The sequence below is a fragment of the Streptomyces durocortorensis genome (assembly GCF_016901035.1).
Taxonomy (GTDB): Bacteria; Actinomycetota; Actinomycetes; order Streptomycetales; family Streptomycetaceae; genus Streptomyces; species Streptomyces durocortorensis.
Genome location: NZ_JAFEUF010000467.1, coordinates 1 through 1,803, shown reverse-complemented (window position 1 = coordinate 1,803; position 1,803 = coordinate 1). Strand labels below are relative to the sequence as shown.

Genomic DNA, 1,803 nt, shown 5'->3' with positions numbered 1-1,803 from the left:
GGCGGGGGCGGGGCGGACGGTTTCGAGGGCAGTGACGGAAAGGACGAACGCCGTGACGGATGAAATGAAGGCTCGACTCTCCCGAAGCTGGGAAGATTTCGGAGGACTTCCGTTCCCCGCAGGGTTTTACGGACGGGAGCCCGAGGGCGAATGCATGGTCACCATGGATTCCAGCATCGCCGGGTGCGTCTCGTCGGCCATGAAGGGCAAGCTGGATGACGGGCGTCGGGAAAATCTACATGCGCAGATCGCCCGACTCGGGGAGATTTTCCCGTCGATCCGGGATGACGAGAATGCCATCACATACTTTACTCACCTGTATCAGATGGGAAAATTGGCGGCAGAAATCGATGACGCGCGGCGCGCAGCGCCCACCGCACGATCTCGTTGAGGCGTTCCGGCCGGGCGCGGCAACCAGGCAGGCGCCCACCCCCGGCTCCGACTCCACCACGGCCTTCAGGGCAGAAGCGCCGTGACAGCCGGACAGTACGGCGGCACCCGATCCTCCCTCCCCCCTCCGCAGGGCTGACTTCGCGTCATATCGCGTACCAGGCAATGCCATTGAGGAAGAATACTTTGTGCGCAAGCAGAAATACCCCGCTTCCGCCGGCGGGCGACGGAATGTGAAGCACCCAGGTTGCCCCATTCGTCGATGATTCTTGTCACTCCCCCGCAACCTTCTGCGCGCCTCCCCCGTGATGCAAAGGTCTCTGCGTCACCGCCCTCCTGACCTGGGGGCACCGTGACAAAGGACATCCATCAAGGGGGAATTCATCGTGCGTAAAAACAGCACCCGTCGCATCGCTCTGTCCGCCGTCGCCGTTCTCACCAGCGGTGCCCTGCTCGCGGCCGTGGGCCCCACCGCCCCGCCCCCCGACAGGACGCAGGAGCGGGCCGCAGCGGTGGCGGCCGCCGAGGAGGCGCCGCCGCTCACCGCGGAGCAGCGGGAGTTCATCGAGGACGGCATGGGGCCGGAGGCGATGGCCGAGCTGGAGAAGGCCATGAGCCAGGGCTCCTCCGGCAGCGTGCAGCCTCGCGCGTTCCCGATCGCCGCCGCGGCCATCGCGGCCGCCGCCTGGTGCGCGAAGGGCGCGCTGGGCTCCATTCCCACCTCGGTGCTCAGCGATATCGCGGCGGGCAAGTCGTCCGGCAAGAAGACCTACGTCCGCAATGCCATCATCGGATGCATCGGCGGGGAGATCGGCGGCGTCGTCTGGAAGTTCCTGCCCGGGTGGGTGAAGGACAAGGCCGTCAACATGGTCATCGCCTTCATCATCAAGTACATCCGCTAGGCAGGGCGCGACAGAGCACGAGGTACCCATGGCCTACCTGTTCCTCTTCGGCTGTTTCCTCCTGGTGGTCGTCGTCAGTTCGCTGGCGGCCCGCACCGGCTACCGGGGCAAGGTCTGCGACGGCGCCGCCGGGTACGAGGTCCCGGCCGCGGTGAAGGCGGACCCCGCGCTGCGGAAGCGGGCGAACGACCTGGTGGCGTTCTGGTGCACCGGGGCCGCGATTCTCAGCTTCGCTCCCCTGGTGCCCCTCGGAAGCGTCATTCTGAGCGGTGGTGGCAAGTCGGTCTCCACCTGGGGGCTGGTCGCCTTCGCCGCATACGGCCTGGTCATCGCAACCGTGGGCGGCTATCCCTTCGAGAAGATCAAGCAACTCGGCGCACCCGGCGGACGCTGAGATCACCGGGGAGGGGGGGGGGGGGGGGGCCGGCGGCCGGCCGCCCCCCCCCCCCCCCGCGCCGCGCGGCGCCCCCCCCCCCCCCCCCCCCGCGCCGCCGGCCGCCGCCGGGGCGAG

At 68.4% G+C, this 1,803-nt stretch carries 3 protein-coding genes; all 3 read left to right on the top strand.

Translation table 11 applies throughout. The features are described 5' to 3' along the window. A partial coding sequence (locus JS521_RS35470) for a hypothetical protein (protein ID WP_205086963.1) occupies positions 1–391 on the top strand: 391 nt, incomplete at its 5' end. 385 nt (positions 392–776) lie between these two features. After that, positions 777–1,292 (top strand): hypothetical protein, encoded by a 516-nt coding sequence (locus tag JS521_RS35465; RefSeq protein WP_205086962.1) that lies wholly within the window; start codon positions 777–779, stop codon positions 1,290–1,292. A 28-nt stretch (positions 1,293–1,320) separates the two neighbouring features. Beyond that, the gene (locus JS521_RS35460) at positions 1,321–1,686 is read left to right on the top strand and encodes a hypothetical protein (protein WP_205086961.1); all 366 of its coding nucleotides are present in this window, start codon (positions 1,321–1,323) and stop codon (positions 1,684–1,686) included. Positions 1,687–1,803 lie beyond the last annotated feature (117 nt).

Bases quoted from the DNA above. Each gene is read 5' to 3' on its own strand.
- JS521_RS35460 (WP_205086961.1), top strand. From the start codon at position 1,321: ATGGCCTACCTGTTCCTCTTCGGCTGTTTCCTCCTGGTGGTCGTCGTC.